This window comes from Novosphingobium sp. GV079 (genome assembly GCF_003058045.1).
Taxonomy (GTDB): Bacteria; Pseudomonadota; Alphaproteobacteria; order Sphingomonadales; family Sphingomonadaceae; genus Novosphingobium; species Novosphingobium capsulatum.
The window spans coordinates 26,388-52,640 of sequence record NZ_QBUE01000008.1 but is presented as its reverse complement, the minus strand read 5'-3'; the positions used below and the strand labels follow the sequence as shown (position 1 = coordinate 52,640).

The 26,253-nt window shown below is 65.7% G+C and carries 23 protein-coding genes; 12 read left to right on the top strand and 11 right to left on the bottom strand.

Features of this window, described 5'->3' with window-relative positions; all coding sequences use genetic code 11:
• The first annotated feature begins 6 nt into the window (after positions 1 to 6).
• On the top strand, positions 7 to 696 hold the full coding sequence (gene ung, locus C8K14_RS12000; protein WP_062787074.1) for a uracil-DNA glycosylase: 690 nt from the start codon (positions 7 to 9) through the stop codon (positions 694 to 696).
• Entirely contained in the window at positions 693 to 1,355 is a 663-nt protein-coding gene (locus tag C8K14_RS11995) for a M24 family metallopeptidase (protein WP_107716842.1), read from the top strand. Before ung ends, C8K14_RS11995 begins: the two co-directional genes overlap by 4 nt.
• Before the next feature lie 90 nt (positions 1,356 to 1,445).
• Here C8K14_RS11995 and C8K14_RS11990 read toward each other — a convergent pair whose 3' ends face one another.
• The 5 genes from C8K14_RS11990 to C8K14_RS11970 all read right to left on the bottom strand — a co-directional run bounded on the left by C8K14_RS11990 (position 1,446) and on the right by C8K14_RS11970 (position 11,658).
• On the bottom strand, positions 1,446 to 2,318 hold the full coding sequence (locus C8K14_RS11990) for a hypothetical protein (protein WP_133726802.1): 873 nt from the start codon (positions 2,316 to 2,318) through the stop codon (positions 1,446 to 1,448).
• A gap of 258 nt (positions 2,319 to 2,576) precedes the next feature.
• On the bottom strand, positions 2,577 to 4,010 hold the full coding sequence (locus C8K14_RS11985; RefSeq protein WP_107716840.1) for a glutamate synthase subunit beta: 1,434 nt from the start codon (positions 4,008 to 4,010) through the stop codon (positions 2,577 to 2,579).
• 13 nt (positions 4,011 to 4,023) lie between these two features.
• Positions 4,024 to 8,664, bottom strand: coding sequence for a glutamate synthase large subunit (gene gltB, locus C8K14_RS11980; RefSeq protein WP_107716839.1), 4,641 nt, complete (start codon positions 8,662 to 8,664; stop codon positions 4,024 to 4,026).
• A gap of 203 nt (positions 8,665 to 8,867) precedes the next feature.
• Positions 8,868 to 10,295: a hypothetical protein gene (locus C8K14_RS11975; RefSeq protein WP_107716838.1), complete on the bottom strand. Its 1,428-nt coding sequence runs from the start codon at positions 10,293 to 10,295 to the stop codon at positions 8,868 to 8,870.
• Between the two features lie 94 nt (positions 10,296 to 10,389).
• Positions 10,390 to 11,658 (bottom strand): TIGR04063 family PEP-CTERM/XrtA system glycosyltransferase, encoded by a 1,269-nt coding sequence (locus C8K14_RS11970; RefSeq protein ID WP_107716837.1) that lies wholly within the window; start codon positions 11,656 to 11,658, stop codon positions 10,390 to 10,392.
• Between the two features lie 107 nt (positions 11,659 to 11,765).
• Between C8K14_RS11970 and C8K14_RS11965 the strand changes: the two genes are divergently transcribed.
• Both C8K14_RS11965 and C8K14_RS11960 read left to right on the top strand, forming a co-directional pair.
• Positions 11,766 to 11,972 carry a hypothetical protein gene (locus C8K14_RS11965; protein WP_107716836.1) on the top strand — a complete coding sequence of 69 codons (207 nt, stop codon included), beginning with the start codon at positions 11,766 to 11,768 and terminating at the stop codon, positions 11,970 to 11,972.
• Complete coding sequence (locus C8K14_RS11960) at positions 11,965 to 13,323, top strand: putative O-glycosylation ligase, exosortase A system-associated (RefSeq protein ID WP_022675638.1); 1,359 nt, start codon at positions 11,965 to 11,967, stop codon at positions 13,321 to 13,323. The genes C8K14_RS11965 and C8K14_RS11960 overlap by 8 nt, the downstream gene beginning before the upstream one ends.
• A gap of 29 nt (positions 13,324 to 13,352) precedes the next feature.
• On the opposite strand, the gene C8K14_RS11955 is transcribed toward C8K14_RS11960, so the two are convergent.
• Entirely contained in the window at positions 13,353 to 14,633 is a 1,281-nt protein-coding gene (locus C8K14_RS11955) for a polyhydroxyalkanoate depolymerase (protein ID WP_199223727.1), read from the bottom strand.
• Positions 14,634 to 14,862: 229 nt separating this feature from the next.
• On the opposite strand from C8K14_RS11955, the gene C8K14_RS11950 reads away from it, so the two are divergent.
• The 8 genes from C8K14_RS11950 to ribA all read left to right on the top strand — a co-directional run bounded on the left by C8K14_RS11950 (position 14,863) and on the right by ribA (position 21,920).
• Positions 14,863 to 16,743 (top strand): ABC transporter transmembrane domain-containing protein, encoded by a 1,881-nt coding sequence (locus C8K14_RS11950; protein WP_255420063.1) that lies wholly within the window; start codon positions 14,863 to 14,865, stop codon positions 16,741 to 16,743.
• Between the two features lie 116 nt (positions 16,744 to 16,859).
• The gene (locus tag C8K14_RS11945) at positions 16,860 to 17,675 is read left to right on the top strand and encodes an undecaprenyl-diphosphate phosphatase (protein ID WP_107716835.1); all 816 of its coding nucleotides are present in this window, start codon (positions 16,860 to 16,862) and stop codon (positions 17,673 to 17,675) included.
• Positions 17,676 to 17,861: 186 nt separating this feature from the next.
• Positions 17,862 to 18,128 carry a GlsB/YeaQ/YmgE family stress response membrane protein gene (locus tag C8K14_RS11940; RefSeq protein ID WP_107716834.1) on the top strand — a complete coding sequence of 89 codons (267 nt, stop codon included), beginning with the start codon at positions 17,862 to 17,864 and terminating at the stop codon, positions 18,126 to 18,128.
• Positions 18,129 to 18,166: 38 nt separating this feature from the next.
• The gene (locus tag C8K14_RS11935; RefSeq protein ID WP_022675643.1) at positions 18,167 to 18,445 is read left to right on the top strand and encodes a hypothetical protein; all 279 of its coding nucleotides are present in this window, start codon (positions 18,167 to 18,169) and stop codon (positions 18,443 to 18,445) included.
• A gap of 183 nt (positions 18,446 to 18,628) precedes the next feature.
• Positions 18,629 to 18,796, top strand: a complete 168-nt coding sequence (rpmG, locus tag C8K14_RS11930) for a 50S ribosomal protein L33 (RefSeq protein ID WP_107716833.1) — start codon at positions 18,629 to 18,631, stop codon at positions 18,794 to 18,796.
• A 135-nt stretch (positions 18,797 to 18,931) separates the two neighbouring features.
• On the top strand, positions 18,932 to 19,594 hold the full coding sequence (locus C8K14_RS11925) for an outer membrane lipoprotein carrier protein LolA (RefSeq protein ID WP_022675644.1): 663 nt from the start codon (positions 18,932 to 18,934) through the stop codon (positions 19,592 to 19,594).
• A gap of 455 nt (positions 19,595 to 20,049) precedes the next feature.
• Positions 20,050 to 20,841, top strand: coding sequence for an exodeoxyribonuclease III (locus tag C8K14_RS11920; protein ID WP_054132378.1), 792 nt, complete (start codon positions 20,050 to 20,052; stop codon positions 20,839 to 20,841).
• On the top strand, positions 20,838 to 21,920 hold the full coding sequence (ribA, locus tag C8K14_RS11915; RefSeq protein ID WP_107716832.1) for a GTP cyclohydrolase II: 1,083 nt from the start codon (positions 20,838 to 20,840) through the stop codon (positions 21,918 to 21,920). Before C8K14_RS11920 ends, ribA begins: the two co-directional genes overlap by 4 nt.
• A 70-nt stretch (positions 21,921 to 21,990) precedes the next feature.
• Here the strand turns inward: ribA and C8K14_RS11910 are convergent, their stop codons facing one another.
• The 5 genes from C8K14_RS11910 to C8K14_RS11890 form a co-directional block, all read right to left on the bottom strand.
• Positions 21,991 to 22,290 carry a hypothetical protein gene (locus tag C8K14_RS11910; protein WP_054132376.1) on the bottom strand — a complete coding sequence of 100 codons (300 nt, stop codon included), beginning with the start codon at positions 22,288 to 22,290 and terminating at the stop codon, positions 21,991 to 21,993.
• Between the two features lie 69 nt (positions 22,291 to 22,359).
• Positions 22,360 to 22,719: a hypothetical protein gene (locus tag C8K14_RS11905; protein WP_133726801.1), complete on the bottom strand. Its 360-nt coding sequence runs from the start codon at positions 22,717 to 22,719 to the stop codon at positions 22,360 to 22,362.
• A gap of 37 nt (positions 22,720 to 22,756) precedes the next feature.
• Positions 22,757 to 23,695: a hypothetical protein gene (locus C8K14_RS11900; protein ID WP_043608310.1), complete on the bottom strand. Its 939-nt coding sequence runs from the start codon at positions 23,693 to 23,695 to the stop codon at positions 22,757 to 22,759.
• A gap of 179 nt (positions 23,696 to 23,874) precedes the next feature.
• Positions 23,875 to 25,677, bottom strand: a complete 1,803-nt coding sequence (recQ, locus tag C8K14_RS11895; protein ID WP_107716830.1) for a DNA helicase RecQ — start codon at positions 25,675 to 25,677, stop codon at positions 23,875 to 23,877.
• Between the two features lie 72 nt (positions 25,678 to 25,749).
• On the bottom strand, positions 25,750 to 26,229 hold the full coding sequence (locus tag C8K14_RS11890; RefSeq protein ID WP_022675186.1) for a DUF3592 domain-containing protein: 480 nt from the start codon (positions 26,227 to 26,229) through the stop codon (positions 25,750 to 25,752).
• Positions 26,230 to 26,253: the final 24 nt, after the last annotated feature.

Here is a 26,253-nt window from a genome sequence, read left to right as displayed (position 1 = left end):
CGGGGCATGAGCGCTTCTTCGGTTCCTGAAAGCTGGGCTGCGGCCCTTGATCCTGTGCTGGCCAGCCGCCCCTTGCGGGCCCTTGGCGGCTTCCTGAAAGCAGAGGAAGCTGCTGGCAAGACGATCTATCCTCCACGGGGGGAACGGCTTGCCGCGCTCGAACTGACGCCGCTGCCCGCCGTGAAAGTGGTGATCTTGGGGCAGGATCCCTATCATGGCCCGGGCCAGGCCATGGGGCTCGCCTTCTCGGTGCAGCGCGGGGTGAAAGTGCCGCCCAGCCTGGTCAATATCTACAAGGAGCTGGAAAGCGATCTGGGCCTGCCGCGGCCGGCCCATGGCAATATCACTCACTGGGCCCGGCAGGGTGTTCTACTGCTCAACAACGCATTGACGGTGGAGGCAGGCCAAGCGGGATCGCACCAGGGCAAGGGGTGGGAAGAATTCACCGATGCGGCGGTTGCCGCCGTGGCAGCGCGGCCTGATCCCATCGTGTTCCTGCTGTGGGGCAGCCACGCCCAGAAAAAGGCCGCGCGCGTGCCCGGCCTCGCCTCTGGCGCGCATCTCGTGCTCAAGGCGCCGCATCCCAGCCCGCTGTCGGCCCATGCCGGATTCTTCGGCTGCCGCCATTTCAGCAAGACCAACGCCTTCCTGGAAAGCCACGGGCAGACGCCGATCGACTGGCGGGTCGATCCATGAACGCCGCGACTGGCGCCGATTCGGTCGGGCCGAACTGGTCGCTGCCGGCGATGCGGCAGGCCCAGGCCCTGGCCTGGACCGCCGTGGAGCGGATTGCCTCGGCCATGCACCCTGGCCTGCGCGAGAGCGAGGCAAGAGCGATCGGCCAAGCCGTTCTTGGCGAACTGGGCATGGGCGAGGCGTGGCACCCAATGATGGTGCGTTTTGGTGCAAACACCTTGCGCGTCTTCAGCGACCGTGGCGGCGAAGACCTCGCGCTCGGCCAAGACGACATCTTTTTCATCGACATCGGCCCCGTGCTCCTGGGCCACGAAGCCGACGTCGGCGCGAGCTATGCGGTGGGTGAAGACCCGGACATGCACGCCTGTGCTGCCGCCGCGCGCGACCTGTGGCACCGCGTGGCCGCCATCTGGAATCACGGCGCGATCCGCGGCACCGCGCTCTATGCGCGGGCTGCTGCGGAAGCTGAGTCCATGGGTTGGCAACTCAACCTCGACGTGCGCGGCCATCGCGTGGCCGATTACCCCCATCCCTCGCGCCAGGCCGGCAAGCTCGGCGATCTTGACACCCTGCCCACCGCTGGCCTGTGGATTCTGGAAATCCAGATCCGCCACCCCACCCGGCCGTTCGGTGCGTTTTACGAGGATTTGCTGGGTTGATGATAGCTGGCCCGAAGGTTGGCTGGTTAGCGCCGATGAATCGGTGGAAATTGGTGGGGAGCGGACATTCGGCGAGGGTAGCAACGGACGCTATTTACAGGGTAGATCAGCGGCGTAGATGCGCCATCCAGCGACCGAAGCGGCGCGCTGTCGATCAGAACCACCATTCGCGATCGATCCGAAGCTCTCGCCGGTGATTTGATTGAGCACCGCATCCAGCCCATCCACCACTTGCTCAGGGCCGTAATGGCGCATCGCTTCGAAGGCGTTAGGCGTGTGATTCACGAGCGAAATTGCCTGCGTGCGAAGGGCGCGTCGATCATCCATCTGCGCGACGATGGCGGGTACTGCGGCTTCACCAAGGGCTACGAGTCGATCGAAAACCCGCTGCTGCTGATCGCCGCTGACCCGACCAAGTCGGGCGACGAGTGCGCGCACCTCCGCGAAACGCGGCAGAGTAGTGTCGGCGCGCCACGATGCGACTATCCGCGCTTGCCGGGCCGCCTCGGCACGCGCAGCGGCCACCGTCAGGTCAGTTGCGCGCTGCAAGGCGTCTGGCGTGTAGCCCGCGAAATATAAGCCAACCGGACCCTCATCCACGCGCGTGAGGAACAGCATCGCCGGTTTACCCGCAAAGCGGAGCACCGACTCAATTGAGGGCTTGTAGGCAGCATCCTGTGGATAGAAGCGAATGGTGACACTGCCGACGCTTCCGCCCTTCACCGCACCCTCGACCTGTAGCGGAATGTCCAAATACTCAGGTGACGCCTTGCGCGCTTCATCGGCAAGGCGCTGCTTTGGCACATCCATTTTGCCAAGCAAAACGAGATCAGAAGCAGCGAGCAAGGCCGCTAGCTTGGGGTCGGCTGGACACTGAAGCGCAGCTGCTGGTGCGGAAGTGACAGCAGCTGGCGCGACGCTCGATCCCAACACGGCGACGAGGAGTGTGGTTTGCAGCAACATGGGTGAGACAATGCCACTTCCGACGCATGTCCGCTATTAGGCGGATGCGGACAATCGCAGCAGAGTTTCGCAACCATCACCTTCTATTACGGTTCGCGCGGATGCGCCGAGGAATTTGACTCTCTGCGCCTCCGCGCCTCTGCGCGAGAAATTCCTTGCGCACTGGCCAATATTGGTCGCATCGGCGCACCGGCTCCCACCACGAAAAAGGGCGCCCGTTGCGGGGCGCCCCTGTTTCTTGCGGAGTAAACCAGCCGTTCAGCGCGGCAGTTCGGTCACGCCCATCAGTGCTTCATCCACGGCGCGCGCGCACTGGCGGCCTTCGCGGATCGCCCAGACCACCAGGCTCTGGCCACGGCGCATGTCGCCACAGGCAAAGATGCCATCCACGCTGGTCTTGTAATCGACCGTGTTGCCCTTGACGTTGCCACGCGCGTCAAGGTCCACGCCAGCCTGTTCGAGGAGGCCCTGCTTGCGCGGGCCGACAAAGCCCATGGCGAGCAGGATGAGATCGGCCTTGATCACGAATTCGCTGCCCGGCACTTCCTGCATCTTGCCGTCGACCCATTCGACGCGCACGCATTCCAGGCCGGTCACGTCGTTCTGGCCGACCACGCGCTTGGTCAGCACGGCAAATTCGCGGGTCACGCCTTCTTCGTGGCTGGACGAGGTGCGCAGCTTGAGCGGCCAGTTCGGCCAGGTCAGCGCCTTGTCTTCCTTTTCGGGCGGACGCGGCATGATCTCGAGCTGGGTCACCGAGAGGGCACCCTGGCGGTTTGACGTGCCAACGCAGTCAGACCCGGTGTCACCGCCACCGATCACCACCACATGCTTGCCCGTGGCGGTAAGCGAACCACGCGGCGCGGCGCGGATTTCATCATCGCCGGCCACGCGCTTGTTCTGCTGCGTCAGGAATTCCATGGCAAAGCGCACGCCCGGCAGTTCGAAGCCAGGAATGCCGATCGGCCGGGGATCTTCGGCGCCGCCAGACAGCACCACGGCATCGAAGTTTTCCTTGAGCGAGTCGACCGACACGGTCACGCCCACTTCCACCGAGGTACGGAAATCAACGCCTTCGGCCATCATCTGTACGAGACGACGGTTGATCAGGTGCTTTTCCATCTTGAAGTCGGGAATGCCGTAGCGAAGCAGGCCGCCCACGCGATCCGACTTTTCGAACACGGTCACCGAATGGCCGGCGCGCGCCAGTTGCTGCGCGGCGGCCATCCCGGCCGGACCCGAGCCGACCACGGCCACCGACTTGCCGGTCTTCTTGGCCGGCACCTGCGGCTCGATCCAGCCTTCCTTCCAGCCCTTGTCGACGATGGCGCATTCGATCGACTTGATCGTGACCGGCTGGTCGACGATGTTGAGCGTGCAGGCCGCCTCGCACGGAGCGGGGCAGACGCGGCCGGTGAATTCCGGGAAATTGTTGGTCGAATGCAGGTTGTCCAGCGCCTCGCGCCAGTCGCTTTCATAGACCAGGTGGTTCCAGTCCGGGATCTGGTTGTTCACCGGACAGCCGTTGTGACAATAGGGAATGCCGCAGTTCATGCAGCGCGAGGCCTGACCCTTGAGCGAGGCTTCGTCATGGGGAACGATGAACTCGCGATAGTGCTTGAGGCGCTCGGCCGGGGCGTCATAGCCCCGGTCCTTGCGATCGAGTTCGAGAAAGCCGGTTGCCTTACCCATTGTATTCTATTCCTTATTCCGCAGCGACCGACGCGGCTTCAAGGCGTTCAGCCTCAAGCTGGCGGAGCGCACGCGCATAGTCGCGCGGCATGACCTTGACGAAACGCACCACTTCCTGATCCCAGTTGTCGAGGATCGCGCGGGCCCGCTTGGACCCGGTATGAAGCAGGTGGCGCTCGATCAGCACGCGCAGACGATCGGCATCATGGCGCAGCATGTCACCCATGCCAAAGTCGTTGACGTCCACCCCGCGCTGCTGCGGGCGCCCGGCCCCATCGTCTTCGTCGCGGTCAGCCGAAACCGGCAGGACATCGACCATGGCACCGTTGACGAGCGAGGCGAAGTTGCCATCCATGTCATAGACATAGGCCACGCCGCCAGACATCCCGGCGGCAAAGTTGCGGCCGGTCTTGCCTAGCACGACGACGACGCCCCCGGTCATGTATTCGCAGCCATGGTCGCCGGTGCCTTCGACCACCGCCAGGGCGCCCGAATTGCGCACGGCAAAGCGTTCGCCGCCCACGCCGTTGAAGAACGCTTCCCCGGCAATCGCACCATAGAGCACGGTGTTGCCGACGATGATGTTCTCGGCGGCCTCGCGGTCGACATGCGCCGGCTGGCGCACGATCACCCGGCCGCCCGACAGGCCCTTGCCGACATAGTCGTTGGCATCGCCCACCAGATCGAGTGTGACACCATGGGCGAGGAATGCGGCGAACGACTGGCCCGCCACGCCCTTGAACGCGATGTTGATCGTGTTGTCGGGCAGGCCGGCATGGCCATAGCGCCGCGCCACTTCGCCCGAGAGCATCGCGCCCACGGTACGGTTGACGTTGATCACCGGGCGTTCGATGCGCACCGCCTCGCCCGCTTCCAGCGCCGGTGCGGCCGCCGCGATCAGATCGTTGTCGAGCGCGGCATCGAGGCCGTGATCCTGATGGCCGGTCCAGTTGAGGCTGGTTCCTGCCACCGGCTCCACCTTGTGCAGCAGGCGCGTAAGATCGACGCCCTGCGCCTTCCAGTTGGCGACGACCTTGCGGGTATCGAGCCGGTCGACCCGGCCGACCATCTCGGCAATGGTGCGGAAGCCCATCTCGGCCATGATCGCCCGCAGCTCTTCGGCAACGAAGAAGAAGTAGTTGATCACATGCTCGGGCTGGCCAGTGAAGCGCGCACGCAGGACGGGGTCCTGCGTGGCCACACCCACTGGGCAGGTGTTGAGGTGGCACTTGCGCATCATGATGCACCCGGCCGCGATCAGCGGCGCGGTGGCAAAGCCGAACTCGTCGGCGCCGAGCAGCGCGGCGATCGCCACGTCGCGGCCCGTGCGCAGGCCGCCGTCGGCCTGCACGCAGATGCGGCTGCGCAGGTTGTTGAGCAGCAGGGTCTGCTGGGTTTCCGCCAGGCCGATTTCCCACGGGCTGCCGGCATGCGTCAGCGAGGTCAGCGGCGAAGCGCCGGTCCCGCCTTCATAGCCCGAGATCGTGACATGGTCGGCACGCGCCTTCGACACGCCCGCAGCCACGGTGCCCACGCCCACTTCCGACACCAGCTTTACCGAGACGCGCGCCTTGGTGTTCACGTTCTTGAGATCGTGAATCAGCTGGGCAAGGTCTTCGATCGAATAGATGTCGTGGTGCGGCGGCGGCGAGATCAGGCCGACACCCGGCGTCGAGTGGCGGGTCTTGCCGATCACCTTGTCGACCTTGTCACCCGGCAGCTGGCCACCTTCACCGGGCTTGGCGCCCTGGGCCATCTTGATCTGGATGTCGTCGGCATTGACGAGGTATTCGGCGGTGACGCCAAAGCGGCCCGAAGCGACCTGCTTGATCGCCGAGCGCATCGAATCGCCGTTGGCCAGCGGCTTGAAGCGATCGGGTTCTTCCCCGCCCTCGCCGGTGTTGGACTTGCCGCCGATGCGGTTCATCGCGATCGCCAGCGTGGTGTGCGCCTCGCGGCTGATCGAGCCGAAGCTCATCGCGCCAGTGGCAAAGCGCTTGACGATCTCGCTGGCCGGCTCGACCTCATCGAGGCTGAGCGGCTTCTCGGCCGGCTTGAGCTCCATCAGGCCACGGATGGTGAGCATCCGTTCCGACTGGTCGTTGATCGTCTGGGCAAATTCCTTGTACTTTTCAGGAATGTTGCCGCGCACGGCGTGCTGCAGGCTGGCGATGTTGCCCGCCGTCCAGGCATGCTCTTCGCCGCGCAGGCGCAGCTGGTACATGCCGCCCACGTCGAGCATCTTCTTGTAGATCGGGTTGTCGCCATAGGCCGTGGCATGGCGGCGCACGGTTTCCTCGGCCACTTCCTTGAGACCGACGCCCTCGATCGAGGTGGCGGTGCCAGTGAAGTATTGGTCGATGAAGCCCGACGAGAGGCCGACGGCGTCGAAGATCTGCGCGCCGCAATAGGACTGGTAGGTCGAGATGCCCATCTTGGACATGACCTTGAGGATACCCTTGCCGATCGCCTTGATGTAGTTCTTCTGAACATCATAGGGCGTGAGCGGCAGGCCCTTGTCGACGCGGATCGCCTCGAGCGTTTCGAACGCCAGATAGGGGTTCACCGCCTCGGCGCCATAGCCGGCGAGCACGCAGAAGTGATGGACTTCACGCGCTTCGCCGGTTTCCACGACCAGCCCGGTCTGCATGCGCAGGCCCTGGCGCACCAGGTGATGATGCACGGCGGCGGTCGCAAGCAGGGCCGGCATGGCGATGCGATCAGCGCCTTGCGCGCGGTCCGACAGGATCAGGATGTTCTTGTCGGCCAGCACCGCTTCGGTCGCCGCCCAGCACATTTCCTTGATCGCCATGGCCAGGCCATCGGCGCCCGAGGCCGCGTCCCAGGTGGTGTCGATCGTGGCGGTGCGGAACGCGCCATCGAGCGCGGCTTCGACCGAGCGGATCTTGGCCACGTCCTCGTTGGTGAGGATCGGCTGATCCACTTCCAGGCGCTTGTGGCTGCCGGCATCGTGGCCGAGCAGATTGGGGCGCGGGCCGATCATCGAGACCAGGCTCATCACCAGCTCCTCGCGGATCGGGTCGATCGGCGGGTTGGTGACCTGGGCGAAGTTCTGCTTGAAATAGTCGTAAAGCAGGCGCGAGCGCTTGGACAGCACGGCAATCGGCGTGTCGGTGCCCATCGAACCGATCGGGTCTTCACCCACGGCCGCCATAGGCTCCAGGAACTTGGTGACGTCTTCCTGGGTATAGCCGAACGCCTGCTGACGATCGAGCAGGCTGTCGGTCGACGCGGGCAGCGCCACCACTTCCGGCTCGACCACTTCGAGTTCCTTGAGCTTGTACTGGGCCGCGCCCAGCCATTCCTCGTAGGGCTCAGCGGCAGACAGCTCGGCCTTGAGCTCGTCGTCCTCGACGATGCGGCCCTGCTCCAGATCGATCAGCAGCATGCGGCCGGGCTGGAGGCGCCACTTGCGCACGATATCTTCCTCGCGGAACGGCAGCACGCCGCTTTCCGAGGCCATGCAGACGAGATCGTCACGCGTGATCGAGAAGCGCGCGGGACGCAGGCCATTGCGATCGAGGGTGGCACCGATCTGGCGGCCGTCGGTGAAAGCCACCGCTGCCGGGCCGTCCCACGGCTCCATCAGCGCGGCGTGGTATTCATAGAACGCGCGGCGCTTGGCATCCATCAGCGCATTGCCGGCCCAGGCTTCGGGCATCAGCATCATCATCGCATGGGCAATGCCATAGCCACCCGCGACCAGCAGTTCGAGCGCGTTGTCGAGGCTGGCCGTGTCGGACTGGCCATGCGGGATCAGCGGCCACATCTTGTCGAGATCCGGGCCGAGCAGCTCGGATTCCATGGTGCGGCGGCGGGCGTTCATCCAGTTGACGTTGCCGCGCACGGTGTTGATTTCACCGTTGTGCGCCACGAAGCGGAACGGATGCGCCAGCTTCCAGCTGGGGAAGGTATTGGTGGAAAAGCGCTGGTGCACCAGGCCGAGCGCCGAAACGCAGTCCGGGTTGCGCAGATCGTCATAGAACGAGCCGACCTGGCCAGCGAGCAGCAGCCCCTTGTACACGATCGTACGCGAGGAGAAGCTGGGCATATACAGCTCGGTCACGCCGGGCAGGCCATGCTTTTCGGCCATGGCCGCCAGCGGGTTCTGCGTCTGCTTGCGGATCGCCAGCAGCTTGCGTTCGAACGCGTCCTGGTCGGCGCAGTTTTCGCCGCGCTTGATGAAGCACTGGCGGATCACCGGCATCGAGGCGATCACGGTCTTGCCCAGGCCATCGAGCGTGGTCGGCACATCGCGCCAGCCGATCAGTTCCTGGCCTTCCTTGGCGATGAACTTCTCGAACTTTTCGATCACGAACGTACGTGCGGCTTCGTCCTGCGGCAGGAAGCACATCGCCACGGCATAATCGCCCGGCTGCGGCAGTTCCTTGCCTTCGCCAGCCGCCCACTTGCGGAACAACTGGTCGGGCAGCTGGATCAGCAGGCCGGCGCCATCGCCCAGCAGCGGATCGGCGCCCACGGCACCGCGGTGGTCGAGATTGCGGAGAATCTCCAGGGCTTGGCCAATAATCGCGTGGCTTTTGACGCCTTTGATGTGGGCAATGAAGCCCATGCCACATGCGTCATGCTCGTTACGCGGATCATACAGGCCCTGAACCGGCGGAAATCCCATCGCGTTGATCGTCCCTACACCCAAAAAAGACAGCTCGCACGAATCACGACGCCGGAATGCGTCAAAAATTGCGCGAGAGTCCCCCATGACTGTTGGAAAGTTATTTTGCAACCGGTCAGGACCACCCAAACGGGAAACCGTGCAGGGAAATACGGATGCGATGCCGAAATGTCGCAGCGCAGCAGGGCGATGCGATCACAGCATCAGCGTTGGGCAGTCATCCGTTGCAGCGTGGCGAGTGCATCGCGCAGGGCCTGTTCGGTGCTGGCGGCATCGCGCGGGGCATCCTCGGCCTCGTCCTCAACCGCTTGAAAACGGGTGGGAACGGCAGCCAGATAGGGCCGCTCGAACGGCGCCGGAGCAGCGCTCGCCACCTCATCACCGTCCGGACGCTGGGCGCGGCCCTGGCCGGGGAAGATCACAACCGGCTGCGGCGATGCAGCACCGCGGCCAGAGAGGAAATGGCGCGCCGGATCGCTCCGCCGCACGGCCGCGGCCATGTCGAGCAGCGAGGAATAGCGTTCTTCGCGTACCGCGCCTTCGGGCTGGCCCCGGTCGGTGCTGTCAGCATCTGCCGCACCGAGGCGCGACGGGCGCGGCATGGCGCGCACGTCGCGGCCGTCCAGCCCGGCCAGATCGTCGGCGACGCTGTCGAGCGCGCGGCGGTGGTCGGCAATCGCCAGCGCCAGCCGCTCGACCAGTTGCACCAGCCCGAGGCCATCGAGATCGGCCTGGGCGACTGGCGAAGGCCCGCTTTCCCCCATCGCGTCACGCGCCTTGGCAAAGAGCGACGGCGTCAGCGCGGGCGATGCCACCACCACCGGGGCGGGATCGTGCGCTGCAACGTCCGCTGCTTTCACAGCATCCGGTTCTGCCTGCGCTTCGGCTTCGGCTTCGGCTTCGGCTTCAGCTGCGGCTGCCGTTTCGACTTCAGGTTCTGCCGCAGGCACGGCGTCCGCCTCTGCCTCAGCGACGATCGGCATTTCAGTCGGCGCTTCCACGGCTTCTTCGCGGGGCGCCGCTTGCTCGCGGGCTACCGTCAGGAACGCGGGCGGCACGAACAGGTCGGCCGGTTCTTCCTCGTTCTCGTAGATCGCAAAGGGATCGAAGGCCGCCGGGGCCAGCTCGGCCGACAGCGCATCATCGGCCGCCAGGGGGCGCAGGCGCGGCAGCGTGCTGGCGGGCTCATCGATCAGGATCGCGGTTTCGGATTCATCGATCATGTCCGCGCTCACCACCAGGGGGCGGCGCGGCGGGGCGTCGGGGTGGGCATCGCGCGCCCGCACCCGGGGCGCGACCGGCGCTTCATCCTGCACTTCGGCCCAGGTGGCGGGATCGATCGCTACGCGGTGGCGGGCGCCCAGGCGCAGGCCCAGCGCCAGGCCGATGACGCCGCCCAGCCCGGTCAGCAGCAGTGCCACCAGGGCGCGCGCGGTAAAGCCGAGCGGCGGCGCGGCAGCCGCCACAAGATGGGGCAGGCCGCTGGCAACGACCACGCGCTGCAGCAGTTCGACCGGAACGGCAAAGCTGGCAAGACCGAACAGCGCGGCAAACCACAGCGCGGCAAGGGCGGGAAACAGGCGATGGGCGGTGATCGGCTTGGCCTTGGCCTTGCGCTTGGTCTTGGTCACCTGTGCTTACCCCCGTTTGTACAACCACCTGCGCATCGAACCGGCGCGAATCGGTCTTTGCGCAAGCCTGCGCCAAGGCCAATATCCTGACAATTCAGGCAGCCAGGCCAGGCGTGTCTAGCCCTTGGGCTATCAGGCCTTGGTAAACGGGAAGATAACGCGCCGCGTTGGCGGCCCAATCGTGCGCGGTTTCGACAAAGCGGCGGGCCACGACGCGCTGCGCGTCCCACTGCGCGCGGCGGGCAAACAGCGCGACCATGGCCTGGGCCAGCGCGGCCGGATCGTCGGGCGCAAACAGCGTGCCGGTCTGCCCATCCGCGATCAGTTCGCGATGCCCACCCACATTGCTCGCCGCCACCAGCTTGCCCTGGGCCATCGCCTCCAGCGGCTTCAATGGCGTAACCAGGTCGGTCAGGCGCATGGCCTTGCGCGGATAGCACACCACGTCGGCCAGCGCGTAATAGCGGTCCACCTCGTGGTGGGGCACGCGGCCGACGAAATGGATGGCATGGGCAGCCGGGCTGGCCGCAGCCTGGGCGCGCAGGGCCTCCGCCGCCGGCCCGCCGCCCACCAGCAACAGCCGCGCGCCGGGCACTGCGGCAACGATCGCCGGCATGGCAGCGATCATGTCGTCGAGCCCTTCATAGGGGTAGAAGCTGCCAAGGAAGCCGATCACCGGCCCTTCCCCCAGCCCGAGCTGCGCGCGCAAGGCGGCATCGGGAGCAGGCGGCGTGCCGAACAGAGCGAGGTCGACGCCGTTTGGCATGATCGTGATCTTGGCCGGGGCCACGCCGCGTGCCACCAGATCATCCTTCAGGCCCTGGCAGATGGTGACGACGGCATCGGCGCCCGCCACGACGCGGTTTTCCAGTTGCCGGGTGAGCCAATAGCGCGCCGATCCCTCGCGCCCGGTGCCGTTGCCCACGGCAGCGTCTTCCCAGAACGCGCGGATTTCATAGACCACCGGCAGCCCCAGGCGGCGGCCGGCGCGCACCGCGGCCAGCCCGCACAGCGCCGGGCTGTGGGCATGCAAGACATCGGGCCGCCACTGGCGCGCCAGGTCGACGATGCGATCCGCCAGCGCCCCGGCCTCGCGCCACTCGCGCAGGCCCGGCGGGCCAGAGGCCACGCCGGGGGTGCGGTGAAAGCGAAGGCCGTCATGGATTTCCAGGTCATCGCCGAGCGCGCTGCCCGGCGCCAATTCGGGCCGGGGTTCAGTCGGGGAGACACCGTGGCGCAAGCCGGTCAGCCCGCGCACTTCCAGCCCATGGCCTTCCTGCGCCTTGAGGATCGCGCGTGTGCGAAAGGTATAGCCGCTATGCAGCGGCAGGGAGTGATCGAGGACGTGGAGAATCCGGGCCATCCCCGATGCTTGGCACAGCAAGCCTTAACGCGCTGCAAATTCTTCGCTTAACGCGGCGTCAACCCTGCGGCACTATTCCCGGCGGCTATGGCAGGCGGCGCACCACGATGATCGACAAGATTACCATCTTCGTGCCGCATATCCTGATGGCGCTGATGATCTGGAAGCTCGTCCACCGCGCCGATCTGGACGATGACCCCGCCCTGCCCAATCGCCGCCAGCCGCTGATGGGGCGGCGCGCCACCCCGCGCCCCGATAGCGACGGTGCCCAGGCCAACGCAAACAACCCCGACAGGACCGGGCGCGATGCTTGACCTGTTCTTCACGGCATTCTGCCTGGCGTTCCTGGGCGCCGGGCTCAAGCGGCCGTTCCTGTTCGTGATGGCCTATGCCTATATCGATATCGTCGCGCCGCAGAAGGTCAGCTGGGGCTTCCTTACGCACATCCCGATCTCGCTGATCGCGTTTTCCTGCGCCCTGCTGGGCTGGATCGTGGCCGAAGACAAGAACGGCATACGCATCTCGCCGCGCCAGTTCGTGCTGCTCCTGCTGCTAGTCTATTGCGGCCTCACCACCCGCACCGCCGATTTCCCGGTAGAGGCGGCGGCGAAGTGGGACTGGGTGTGGAAAGCGCTGATCTTCGCGCTGTTCCTGCCGCTGACCCTGCGAACCCGCCTGCGCATCGAGGCGCTGACACTGACCATGGTGCTCTCGGTGGGCGTGATCGTCATTGGCGGCGGGATCAAAACGCTCAGCTCGGGCGGCGGCTATGGCGAACTGCGTCTGCTGGTGAACGACAATACCGGCCTTTACGAAGGCTCGATCATTTCCACGGTGGCGATGTGCGTCATTCCCCTGGCGCTATGGCTGGCCAACCACGGCACGATCTTCAAGCCGGACTGGAAGGCCAAGCTGTTTGCCGCCGGCATCTGCTTTTCCTGCCTGCTCATGCCGGTGGGCACCCAGGCGCGCACCGGGTTGATCTGTGCGGCGGTGCTGGCGGTGATGATGCTGCGCTCCACACGGCGGCGCATGCTCTATATCAGCATCGTCTGTGCCGGAGCGCTGATCGCGGTGCCGCTGCTGCCCTCCAGCTTTACCGAGCGCATGGGCACGATCAAGAATCACCAGGCCGACCAGTCTGCCTCCACCCGCGTGGCGGTGTGGAAATGGACGATCGAATTTGCCAAGACCCACCCGTTCGGCGGCGGCTTCGACGCGTTTCGCCAGAACAGCGTGAGCTATGACACGGTCAAGGCCGACTATGCCGGCGCCAACAACGCCGCGATCGAGACCGACCATATCGAGGAAAAGGGCCGCGCCTATCACTCGGCCTATTTCGAGATGCTGGGCGAGCAGGGCTATCCCGGCCTTGCCCTGTGGCTGCTGCTGCACCTGATGGGCGTGTTCCAGATGGAACTGATCCGGCGGCGCTATCGCAAGGACCCGCCGGAAGGATTTGCCTGGGTTTCGCCGCTGGCCGATGCCCTGCAACAGGCGCAGATCTGCTACCTCGTCGGCTCCACCTTCGTCGGCATCGCGTTCCAGCCGTTCTGCTACATGCTGGTGGGGCTGCAATGCGGGCTATCGGCCTATATCGGCCGGGTGCGACGGGCCGCACCGGTGCCGTTCGTACAGCGCCGGGCGATCCCTGCACAGGCCTGAGGCGCCGGGCGGGGAACGGCCGCCGTATCTTAGCTCACCGCAGCCAGCTTGTTTCCGCGGCGCGGCTTGCCATCTGCGGCATTGTCGCGCGTGGCATAGCGGGCCATCCATGTCTCGATCACCGGGGCAATGGTCTTGCGCCAGCGCGAGCCGTTGAAAATGCCATAGTGGCCCACTTCGGGCGCCAGCAGGTACTGCTTCATGTCGGCCGGCAGGTTGGGCGTAACCTTGAGCGCGGCGCGGGTCTGGCCGATGCCGGAAATATCGTCGCGCTCGCCTTCGATGCACAGGATCGCAGTGTCGGTGATCGCGCCCAGGTCAACCGGCTGGCCGCGATGGATGAATTCGCCCTGCGGCAGGGCGTGGCGCTGAAACACCACGTCCACCGTCTGGAGATAGAATTCGGCCGGCAGATCGCAGACCGAGCGATATTCATCGTAGAACGTCTTGGTCGCCTCGGCGCTTTCTTCCGCGCCCTGCACCATGTGCTGGAACAGCTTGTAATGGCTCATCATATGGCTGCCCAGGTTCATCGACATGAAGCTGGTGAGCTGGACGAAGCCGGGATAGACCTGTCGCCCGGCGCCGGGATAGTTTTCCGGCACGGTGGTGATGACGTTGTGCTTGAACCAGACGTAAGGCTTGGTCACAGCATGATCGTTGACCGCCGTGGGGCTTTCGCGCGTGTCGATCGGGCCGCCCATCATCGTTAGCGTCAGCGGGCGGCAGGGATGCTTCTGCGCGGCCAGCACCGCGGTGGCGGCAAAGGCCGGCACCGAAGGCTGGCACACCGCCATCATGTGCGTGCCCGGGCCGATATGCTCGAGAAAGCCGATAAGATAGTCGATGTAGTCGTCGAGATTGAAGTGTCCTTCGGCCAGCGGCACGTATTTGGCGTCGGCCCAGTCGGTGATGTAGACCTCGGCCCGCTCCAGCAGGCGTTCCACCGTCCCGCGCAGCAGCGTGGCATAGTGCCCGCTCATCGGCGCCACCAGCAGCAACCGCGGCGCATCGGCGCCGAGGCCATCATGGGTAAAGCGTTTGAGATCGCCGAACGGGCGATGCACCACGGTGGTTTCGTGCACCGCGTGCACCTGCCCATCGACCTGGATGGTGCGGATCCCGAACGCCGGCTTGCCCCGCGGCGCGGTGGCGTGAGCAAACACGTCGAGCGCGGAAGCCATGGTCTGGTTGGGGCCATAGGCGGAAAAGGGCAGCCGCGGATCATTGAGCATGTCGGCCATCATCGAGGCCCAGGCACTGCTCGCATTCATCAGCGACCGCTGGATTTCATAAGCCTTGTACAGCACGTGGATACTTGCCTTTCTATCCGCTGCCCGCCGCGCGCAGCCCGCCGGCATGGCGTGGCGCAGCGCGGCAATCATGCGTCCCTTGCCGCGATAGTGCCTGCGAATCGCGCTGGCTGCAATGCAGCATCATGGACAGGGCGCGCGGTAATCAGTCCACAACAGATGGGAACATGGCCTGGTGCACGCAAGGCCCCTTCCGGTCTGGCGCGCCATCGGCTAGGTCCGCCCCATGGAAGAGGTTCCCCAGGAACGGCCCGCGCCGGACATGCCCGCCCCCGGCTCCAACCCTGCCGTTGGGCAGGCGCCCGCATCGGCCCCAAGCGCGCCGGCGGACGCGGATGAAACCCTCACCGTGCCGCCCGCGCCGCGCCGCCTCACCCCGCTGCGCATGATCTGGCGCGAGGCGATCAAATATCCTGGCCAGGTCGCCGCCGCGCTGATCGCGCTGGTCACCACCTCGACCGCGACCATTGCCATTCCCGCCCGCTTCAAGGGCATCGTCGACCAGGCCTTTGGCCCCCACGCCCAACCCGGCGTGATCGACCAGGCGTTCCACACCCTGCTGCTGATCGTGGTGGTGCTCGGTTTTGCCACCGCCATCCGCTTTTACTACGTATCGTGGCTGGGCGAGCGGGTCGTGGCCGATATCCGCGCCCGTGTGCAATCCAATCTGCTGCGCCTGCCGCCGGCCTTTTTCGAGACGAACAGCCCCAAGGAAATCTCTTCACGGATGACGTCGGACACGGCGATCATCGAGCAGGTTGTGGGCACTACCGTTTCAATCGCGCTGCGCAACACCATCACCGCGCTGGGCGGGCTGATCTACCTGTTCTTCCTGGCGCCCAAGCTGACCGCCGGGCTGGTCATCGGCATTCCGGTGGTGATCTTTCCGATCGCCTGGTTCGGCAGCCGCCTGCGCAAGGTTTCGCGATCGAGCCAGGATCGCGTCGCCGATATCGGCGCGATGACCGCCGAAGTGCTGGGCGCGATCCGCATCGTGCAATCATTCGGCCAGGAAGGGCGCGAACGCGCGCGCTTTGCCGGGGCGGTGGAGCGCACCTTCGATACCGCGCGCCGCCGCATCCTGATCCGCGCGATCATGACGGCGGTGGTGATCTTCCTGGTCATGGGCGGGATTACCGCCCTGATGTGGCAGGGCGCGCTGGGCGTATCCAACGGATCGCTGACCGGCGGCACGATCGCCGCCTTCGTGCTGACCGGCGGCATCGTCGCCGGATCGTGCGGTGCCCTGACCGAGGTCTATGGCGATCTGTTGCGCGGCGCGGGTGCGGCTGGCCGGCTCAACGAACTGCTGCTCGAACAGCCCGATATCGCCCCGCCGGCGCGGCCGATCACGCTGCCCAGCCCGCCGCGCGGCGCGCTGGCGTTCCAGAACGTGGCCTTCCGCTATCCCAGCCGGCCCGAGATTTCCGCCTTGGCTGATTTCTCGCTGACGGTGGAGCCGGGTGAAACAGTGGCGATCGTCGGTCCCTCGGGCGCTGGCAAATCCACGCTGTTCCTGCTGGCGCAGCGGTTTTACGATCCGCAGGGCGGCGTGGTGCGCATCGATGGCGTGCCGCTGCCCCAGGCCGATCCTTCGGAAATCCGCGCGCGCATGGCCCTGGTGCCGCAGGAAGCAGTGCTGTTTGCCGCGAGTGCGCGCGACAACCTGCGCTATGGCGCGTGGGACGCCACCGACGAGGCGATCTGGGCAGCCGCCCGCGCCGCCAATGCCGAGGAATTTCTGAAAGCCCTGCCCGAGGGGCTCGACACCTTCCTGGGCGAAAGCGGCGCGCGCCTGTCGGGCGGGCAGCGCCAGCGAATGGCCATTGCCCGCGCCCTGCTGCGCGATGCGCCGATCCTGCTGCTCGACGAAGCGACCAGCGCGCTTGACGCCGAAAGCGAACGCCTGGTGCAGGATGCGCTCGATCACCTGATGCAGGGGCGCACCACGCTGGTCATCGCCCACCGCCTTGCCACCGTGCGCGCGGCCGATCGCATCGTGGTGATGGATGGCGGCAGGATCGTGGAACAAGGCAACCACGCCAGCCTGATCGCCGCCGACGGGCTCTATGCCCGGCTTGCCCGCATGCAGTTCGAAGGGGTCTGAGCGCCAGCGCCACGGCTCTTCCGTGCCGCTGCCGGCGCCAAGGTTACCGATTTGCCATGTGGGCAATGCATGGAACGGCTTGAAAGCAGTGCTGCACTGCGGCAAGTCGGGTGCCCATGGACAGCCACACCATTACCGCCGTCATTCTCGGCATCGTCGAAGGCCTCACCGAGTTCCTTCCCGTTTCCTCCACCGGGCACCTGATCCTCGCCACCGAACTCCTCGGCTTCAATGCCAAGGAATGGGAAGTGTTCAACGTGGTGATCCAGCTGCCGGCGATCCTGGCGGTGGTGGTGCTCTATTGGCGCACGTTCGTCGATGTCGCCAAGGGGGCGCTGCGGGCCGATCCCGATTCGCTGCACTTCGTGCGCAACGTGCTGGTGGCGTTCATTCCCTCGGCGATCCTGGGCGTTTTGCTCAAGAAAAAGATCGACATGCTGATGGAAACCCCGGCGGTGGTGGCCGCCGCGCTGGTCGTGGGTGGCGTGCTGATCCTGGTGATCGAGCGGCTCTCGCGGCAGGGCGAATACCAGCCGGTCAGCAAGCTGCCGCTACCCAAGGCGCTGGCCGTGGGGGTGATGCAGTGCCTGGCCATGATCCCGGGCATGTCGCGTTCGGCGTCCACCATCATGGGTGCCTTGTCCATGGGCATCAACCGCAAGACGGCAGCAGAATTCAGCTTCTTCCTGGCCGTTCCGACGATGTTCGGTGCCACGGCCAAGCAGCTGTGGGACAATCGCCACGAACTGACCAGCGGCGCGGCCAGCGTGGGCTGGGGCGATATCGCCGTGGGCGGCGTGGTCTCGTTCCTCGTCTCGCTGGTGGTGATCAAGTTCTTCGTCACCTATATCGGCCGCCACGGCTTTGCGCCCTTTGCCTGGTACCGCATCGTGATCGGTGCCGGCGCACTGGTGTGGTTGCTCGGCGTCTAAAAAACGCGCATTTCCGCCCCTGCCGATGACATGCCGATGACCCCGCAGCCCACCCGGGCGGCGGGGTTTTTCACGGCCTTCAAGAGCATCACGCAACGTTCTGTCGCAAATGCGGAACCAACCCCCGCGTGGCGAATTATCCCACCCAGACAGCCACTCGTGGCAACAACAAAGGGGTAAACCGTCATGGGCCTTATCGTTCTCTTGATCGTTGGCGGCGTTCTGGGCTGGCTTGCCAGCATCGTCATGCGCACCGATGCCCAGCAGGGCGTCTTCCTGAACATCGTCGTCGGCATCGTCGGCGCCATGATCGGCGGCTTCCTGCTTGGCCCGCTGATCGGCGGCGGCAGCATCACCAACGGCATCTCGGCCGGCAGCCTGGTGGTTTCGTTCCTCGGCGCGCTGATCCTTCTGGCCATTGTCAATCTCGTGCGCCGCGGTTCGGTGCGCTGAGCCGGCCATTCCGGCCAAACTAACAGGGAGAGCCCGTTATGAAGTTCGCCAAGTACGCCCTCGTTCTGCCCGTCGCTGCGCTCGGCCTCAGCCTCGCTGCGTGCGAAAGCAAGCAGGAAAAGGCTGCCGACAAGACGGCTGACGCCGTTGCTGCCCAGTCGGACGCTGCTGCCGACGCCATCGATTCGCAGGCCGCCGACGCTACCGGCGCTGCCGCTGACAAGATGAACAGCAAGGCCGATGCCGTCCGCGCCGAAGGCAAGGACGAAGCTTCGGCGATCAAGGAAAACGCGGAAAAGGCCGAAAAGGCCCACTGATCTCCCGCGGACAAAGGATTTCGGGGCGCCAGGCATCAGCCTTGGCGCCCCGTTTCCTTTCTACAAGGCTTGACTTTCACGGCCGCCTCCCGCAATGGCGGCCCCCTGTCAGGGCGGCGCGCGCCGCCCGTTTTGTTTGAGCAAGCGGCGCGCTGACGCCTAGAAGGATTTTAGGACAAGCCCATGGCAAAGCCAACTACCGTCAAGATTCGTCTGGTTTCGACCGCAGACACCGGCTTCTTCTATGTCACCAAGAAGAATCCGCGCAACACCGCCGAAAAGATGACTTTCCGCAAGTACGATCCGGTGGTGCGCAAGCACGTGGAATTCAAGGAAGCCAAGATCAAGTGATCTGAAGGCTTTCCTGCCAGAACATGCACAAGGCCGGGGCTTGTCTCCGGCCTTTTGCGTTTTCGGGCGCTGAACGGGCGATTCGGAACCGAAAGGTTCACGGGCAGTTCAATGCGACTGCCTCAAGGAGTGGCGATGAACAGCTTGACCAAGATCCTGCGCGCCGGGCCGATTGCCGGCCTGGCTGCCGCACTTTTCGTTTCGCCGGGCGTGCCCACCGCGCTGGCCGCCCCCGCTGCGCCGGCAGCAGCCCCTGCCAACGATGTCGACCGCGCTGTTGCCGCACTGCGCGCGATTTCGACGATGCGCGCCGATTTCGTGCAGACCGATCGCAACGGCCAGCGTCTGACCGGCACGGTCACGCTGCAGCGCCCCGGCAAGATCCGCTTTCAGTACCAGCCGGGCGTGCCGCTACTGATCGTATCCGATGGCGCCGCGCTGACCGTGATCGACTATGAAGTGCGGCAGGTGTCGCGCTGGCCGATTCGCAACAGCCCGCTGGGCGCGCTGCTCAACCCGGACAAGGACGTGGCGCGCTATGCCCGCCTGCTGCCCACCACCAACCCCGACGTTGTCAGCCTGGAAATCAAGGATCCGCGTCATCCCGAATATGGCACGATGACCATGATCATGGTCCGCAAGCCCGGCGCGCCGGGCGGGCTGCAGCTCGATAGCTGGGTGGCGCTCGATTCGCAGAACCAGCGCACCACGATTCGCCTGTCGAACCAGCAATATGGCGTGCCGGTCCCGGCCAACACCTTCCGCTTCAACGACCCGCGCCCGCAAATCCGCCATTGATTCACCCGCTGGCCGCAGTGGGCGAACGGTTCATCATCGTTACCAGACCCTCTGCGACACTTTGCGAACAACCAGACCCTTCCGTTCATCGGGCAGCAAGCGGCCCGCCCCTAGAACGGTTTCAGACGAGACGGACAAGACGGGTTTCCCCCCTGTTGCCCGGTCTGACTTCAACCTCTCGTCGACCGCGTGACGAACGCACATGGAACCCTCGGACCATTGCCCCCGGTCCGAGGGTTTTCCTTTTTTGTGGTGTTGCGGGGCGTCCGGGCGGCTGCGAACGGCACCCGGCTGCGCTTCCGGTGCTCACGACCTTTGAAGGTCGCTGCGCGCCGGTTCTCGCCGGGCGCCATTCTCGCTCGCCCGGCCATCCCCGCAACGCCACAAAAAACCCCTTGGACCAGGGGATGTTTATCCGCCTTGCCGGGGTGGGCGGGCGATCGTAAAGCGCTGCCATGGTTTCGATCGCCACCTGGAATATCAATTCCGTCCGCCTGCGCGCCGATCAGGTCGTGCGTTTTCTGGAAGCGGAACAGCCCGATGTGCTGTGCCTGCAAGAGATCAAGGTGGCAGAGCACCTGTTCCCACACGAGGTGTTCGAAAGCCTGGGCTATACCCATCGCGCGATCCACGGACAGAAGGGCTATCACGGCGTGGCCACGGTCAGCCGCCTGCCGCTGCGCGAGTTCAGCCGGCACGATTGGCAGGACAATGGCGAGGCGCGCCATGTCGGCGTGGAACTGCTCGGCGCCGGCCAGGGCCTGATTCTGGAAAACGTCTATATCCCGGCCGGTGGCGATATCGCCGACCGCGCGCTCAATCCCAAGTTCGGCCAGAAGCTCGATTTCCTGGAGCGGATGACGCGCTGGGCCGACAAGATCGATCGCCCCACGCTGATCGTCGGTGATTTCAACATCGCCCCGCTGCCGCAGGATGTCTACGACCACAAGGCGCTGCTCAAGGTGGTGAGCCACACGCCGATCGAGGTGGAAACGCTGCAGCGCTTTGCCGATGCCCATGGCTGGGTAGACCTGGGCCGCAAGCACATTCCCGCGCCGGAACGCAACTATTCGTGGTGGTCCTATCGCTCCTATTGGCGGCAAAAGGACCAGGGCCGCCGGCTCGACCACATGTGGGCCTCGCCAGACCTGGCGCCGCAATCGCTCTCGCATCGCTTTGTCGAGGAAACCCGGCGCTGGGAGCAGCCTTCCGACCACGTGCCGCTGATCACCGAGTTTGCTCTTTGACCACGCCGGCGGCTGCGACGCGCCGGGTGGCACGGGCGCTTGATGCCCTGCGCCACGGCTGGGCGATCCGCGTAACGGATGCGGCCGGCGCGCTGGATCTGCTGCCGGCCGAAACCGGCTTTGCCCAGCCCGGGCTCTATGCCGCGCAGATGCTGATTTCGGCAGCACGCGCCGCCACGCTCAAGCTGGCGAACCAGCGTCACGCCGCCGTGCCCCATGCGCCGGTGCTGATTCACGCAGCCGAACCGTTCACACTCGCGAACGCACGCGATCTGGCTGATCCGGCGCACGATCTCGCCAGCCCGTTGCGCGGGCCATTTCGCGCCAGCCCGATCGCGTCGCTGGCCGGCGCCGAAGCCGCGATGGAACTGGCGCGGCTCGCCGGCATCCTACCCGCGTTCCTGGTCGGCAGCGGGATCGACGTGGCCGAAACCGTGGCCGCGACCGATCTGGCGCAATTCAAGGACCCGCTCAATCTCACGATCCAGGCCCGCGCGCGCCTGCCGGTCGATGCCTGCGAAGAAGCAGAGATCATCGCCTTTCGCGCCCGTGACGATCTGCGCGAGCATGTCGCCTTGATCGTGGGGCAACAGGACAATGCTGTGCCGCCGCTGGTGCGGCTGCACAGCGAATGCCTGACCGGTGATATCCTTGGCAGCCTGAAATGCGATTGCGGCCCGCAATTGCAGGCCGCCCTGGCACGGATGGCCGCCGAAACGACGCAGGCGCAGGGTGGCTGGGGCGTCCTACTCTACCTGCGCCAGGAAGGCCGCGGCATCGGCCTGATCAACAAGCTGCGCGCCTATCAGTTGCAGGACCAGGGCTTTGACACGGTCGATGCCAACGAACGCCTGGGCCTGCCTTCTGAAGCACGCGATTTTCCGGTGGCGGCGCGGATGCTGGACCTGATCGGGGCACGGCAGATCCGCCTGATGACCAACAACCCGGCCAAGGTCGCGGCGCTTGAAGCGCTGGGCGTAACCGTGCTGGAACGGGTCGCCCACCAGTTGCCGGCCAACCCGCACAACGCGCGCTATCTCGAAACCAAGCGCGATCGCACCGGGCACTTGCTGAAGTAACGTCTCGTTGGGCTGGGTTTCCACCACCCCCAACCCCCTCCTCTGAAGAAGAGGGGGCTTTTCGTATTGGTCAAAACGCGCGGAACATCACCAGCCCAACGCACAACACAAACACCGCGGTACCGGCAATGCCCTTGGCCAGATCGGCCAGCGTAAAGCGATCGAGGTGATCGGCGCGAAAGCGGGCATAGCCGCGCCCGATCGTGTCGTTACTGGCGATCATCCCCACATCGAGGGCATTGGCCTCGCGCTTGAAGTAGTGGACGAGCATGCCGTGTTCCTCGGGCGTGACATCGGGATAGGCGGCAAGCAGGGCTTCGACATGCGCACGGCGGGCGAGCGCCGTGGCGCTCTGGGTCTGAATGGTCATTTCTCTGGTATCCTGGCAAAAACGGTACAGGCCCGCGCCACCGAGGGCGCAGGGCGATCATGGTTTTTGTCAGGCGTGCGGGGGGGCCCGCGGGGTTCCAGGCGCGCGCAGCGGCGCAGTGGGCAATGGCGGCCCGGTGGCAGGTGGCGTCGCCTGGGCTTGGCGGGCCAGAATCGGCACCACCAGCAGCGGCAGCACCACGGCGATCGTCGGCAGGAGCGGCACGGGTGGCAACGCCACCATGCGTGCCACGGCCACGTGCGGCCGCGCGGGGGCCACGGCCACTTCCACGGTATCGACCGAAAAGGCCGAACCACTGCGCAGCGCAACCGGCGCTGCCCCGGGCGCCAAGGCGCTCAGGGCAATCGTCAGGACCAGCAGTGCCGCCCACAGGCGGCCGGCCAGATGCAAGGGCAACCGGTTCAACACGCGGGCAACCTAGGGAACGTGACGCCGCAGGGCAAGGTCAGCGCCGCTCGAACCGGGCGATGCCGGGGCCAAGCGCATTGTTGCCCACGGTGATCCGGTCACCAGACCAGTCTGCCACGAACACCGTCGGGCGCGACAGGCCGGGCACCAACCGCGCGGTGTTGCCGGTGATAGTCAGGCCATCGGCGCTGTGCTCATGCCCTTCTGCGGCGTTGGCAATGAACGTGCTGTAGTTTTCCTTGTCGCGTCCCTGGACGAACCAGTTGCCTGAAATCAGGCCCGTGGCGCCGATCGACAGGTCGATCATGTAGTTGGTGGTGTGCCCGCGGCTATCGTCAAAGCTCGAATCGGTCACTTCGATGCGGCCGGCATGGCTTTTCACGTAATGGCCGCCGGTGCCCTGCTCGAAGCGGCTGCGGCGGATCACGACGCTGGCCTCGTCACCGAAATAGAGCGAATGCGCGCAGGACAGCCCACGATCGCAACGGCCGAGCCGGGTAAACGTCGATTGTTCGATCACCACGTGGCCAGCGGGGAAGTTGGCGGAAAGAATGCCTTGCTCGCTATCGCGGAACCAGGCCTCGCGCACGGTCAGGTCACCGCGTTCGAGCCGGATACCCGCGCCATTGGCATCAAACGCACGCATGTTCTGGAACACCAGTCCTTCCACGCGCATCGATTGCCCGCGCATGACGAGCGCGGCCTTTTCCTCGCACACCTTGCCATCGAAGATCGCCTGGCCGGGGACGGCCGCGACATACGTCACATTGCCATGGGGCTGCACGCCGCAATCGTGCCAGGTGCCGGGCGCGATGCGGATGGTGCCGTCGCCCTCGCCCAGCGAATTGATCGCATCCTGCAGATGGTCATACCCCTTGCCGGTTTCGACCACAGTGAATGGAGCGCCACCAGGTGCCGACTGCGCCAGCAGGGCACCAGCGGGGATCGCGGCGAGAACGGCCACGGACAGGAGCATCAGACGCTGCCGCAACGTGCGGTGCCGGCTCAGGCGGGTTTGTATTTCGGTCAGCATGGCGTTCACTCGGCTCCCCACCAATTGCAGGCAGCCTAGCGAAAAATGGTTGACCGTCCATTTAGGTTCCAGCGCCCGCTGTGCCGAAGCGGGGCACACCCGCCACCGGGCCGCCGGAAAGGCTACAAATGCGCGCGGATTGCGGCGAGGAAGCGATCGCCATAGGCATCGCGCTTGCGTGCGCCGACGCCGCCGATCGCCGCCATCTCAGCCAGCGACGTGGGCCGCGCCGCTGCCATTTCGCGCAGCACGGCATCGTGAAACACCACATAGGGCGGCACATTGGCTTCCTGCGCGATTTCCCGGCGGAGCGCGCGCAGTGCATCGAACAGCGGATCACCCACGGGATTGAGCGCGGCACCACTGCCGGCCTTGCCCCGGCGCCGGCCGCCGCCACGTTCGCGCAGCGGGGGCAGCACCACGTCGACCCGCGCCTGCCCTTTGAGGATTTCACGCGCATCGCCGCCCAGCGCCAGGCCGCCATGTTCGGTCGGCAACAGGCTGCCGCGCGCCTGGAGTGCACGCGCCAGCGCCTTGAGCAAGGGCGCCTGATCGGACGGCACGATGCCGAACACCGAAAGCTGATCGTGGCCGCGCGCGGTCACGCGTTCATCGGCCACGCCGGTAAGCACCTTTTCGAGGTGGCCCAGGCCATAGCTTTGCCCGGTGCGATAGACTGCCGACAGCAGCTTCTGCGCCAGCTCGGTGGCATCGGTCAGCCCTGGCGGATCGAGGCAATTGTCGCAATTGCCGCACGAGGCCGGCGGATCTTCGCCAAAGTGGCGCAGCAGCACGGCGCGGCGGCAGGCCGGGGTTTCGACCAGGCCAGCCAGCGCATCCAGGCGGGTGCGCTCGCCCTGGCGGCGGGTCTCGTCCACTTCAGCCAGGCGCTGGCGCGCGCGCGCGAAATCGTCTGCCCCCCACAGCAGCAGCGCCACCGAGGGATCGCCGTCGCGCCCGGCACGGCCGGTTTCCTGGTAATAGCCCTCGATCGACTTGGGCAGGCCGGCATGGGCGACAAAGCGCACGTCGGGCTTGTCGATGCCCATGCCAAACGCCACCGTTGCCACGATCACCATGTCTTCGCTGGTGACGAAAGCTTCCTGGTTGGCCGCGCGCGTTTCAGCCGGCAGCCCGGCGTGATAGGGCAGCACGCTGCGGCCGGTCTCGCCCAATTGCTCGGCCAGCTTTTCCACCTGTGCGCGGGTGGGCGCATAGACCACACCGGGGCCGGGATTTTCGGCAATGAAGCGGGTCAACTGGCGCAGCGGATTGTCGCGCGGGGCGATGCGATACTGGATGTTGGGGCGATCGAACCCGGCCACGATCAGGCCATCGTGGGGAATGCCCAGCTGTTCGAGGATATCGGCGCGGGTGTGGCGATCGGCCGTGGCCGTCAGCGCCAGCCGCGGCACATCGGGAAACGCGTCCATCATCGGGCGCAGCAGGCGGTAATCGGGGCGGAAATCGTGGCCCCATTCCGAAACGCAGTGCGCCTCGTCTATCGCGAACAGCGCGAGCGGCGCCTTGCCCAGCAGCTCGCGGAAATGGGACTGGCTGGCGCGTTCGGGCGCGACATAGAGCAGGTCGAGCTCGCCATTGCGGAACCGCTCGATCGTCCATTCGCGGTCGGTGTCCACGCTGGTCAGCGCGGCGGCGCGGATGCCGTTGGCCGTGGCCGAGCGCAGCTGGTCGTGCATCAGCGCGATCAGCGGCGAAACCACCACGCAGGTGCCCGGCAGCATCACCGCCGGCAATTGATAGGTAAGCGACTTGCCCGCCCCGGTGGGCATGACCGCCAGGGTGGATCGCCCGCCCAGCACGCGGCCCACCACCTGGTCCTGCACCCCGCGAAAGCCGGAAAAGCCGAACACCTGCGCCAGGCGCTGGCGCGCGGCATCAAGATCGGGCGAAAGATCGGGCATAACGGCAGTCACGCCGCCGCCTATGGCAGATAGGGGCGCACCCGGCTAGCCCAAGCGCCTAACGCAGAAGGGCTAGCCCAACAGGCCCGCCAGCATCGGCGGCAGGCCGATCGTCCTGATCATCTGCACCACCACGAACAGCAGCACCAGCGAAAGCAGGCCCCAGGCGCCCCATGTGAACGGGCCGAGCACAGTGGCGCGCGTGGGATCGGCCGGATCATACCACACGGTATAGGCGCCCGCTGGCTTCCACCCGCGGTGGACCCAGCGATGCACCAGGGCGCGCCGCTCGATCCCGTCCTGGTCGCGAAAGCGGATTTCGTCCTCGATATAGCGGGTATCGTCGCCATCGCGCCAGTTCCATCCGCGCGAGGTGAACATCGTCATCCCCAAAGACCAGAAATCCTCGGACTGCTGGCCCTCGCTATAGTCGCTGCGCCAGACCATTGCCGGCGCAGGGCACCAGGTGCCGAACAGGCACAGCGCCCGCCACACGCAGAATACGAAGAACAGCCAGCACGCCAGTGCCGCCAGGACAAGGAAATCGGCCATGGCCCCTGTCCTAGCGGCAATCCG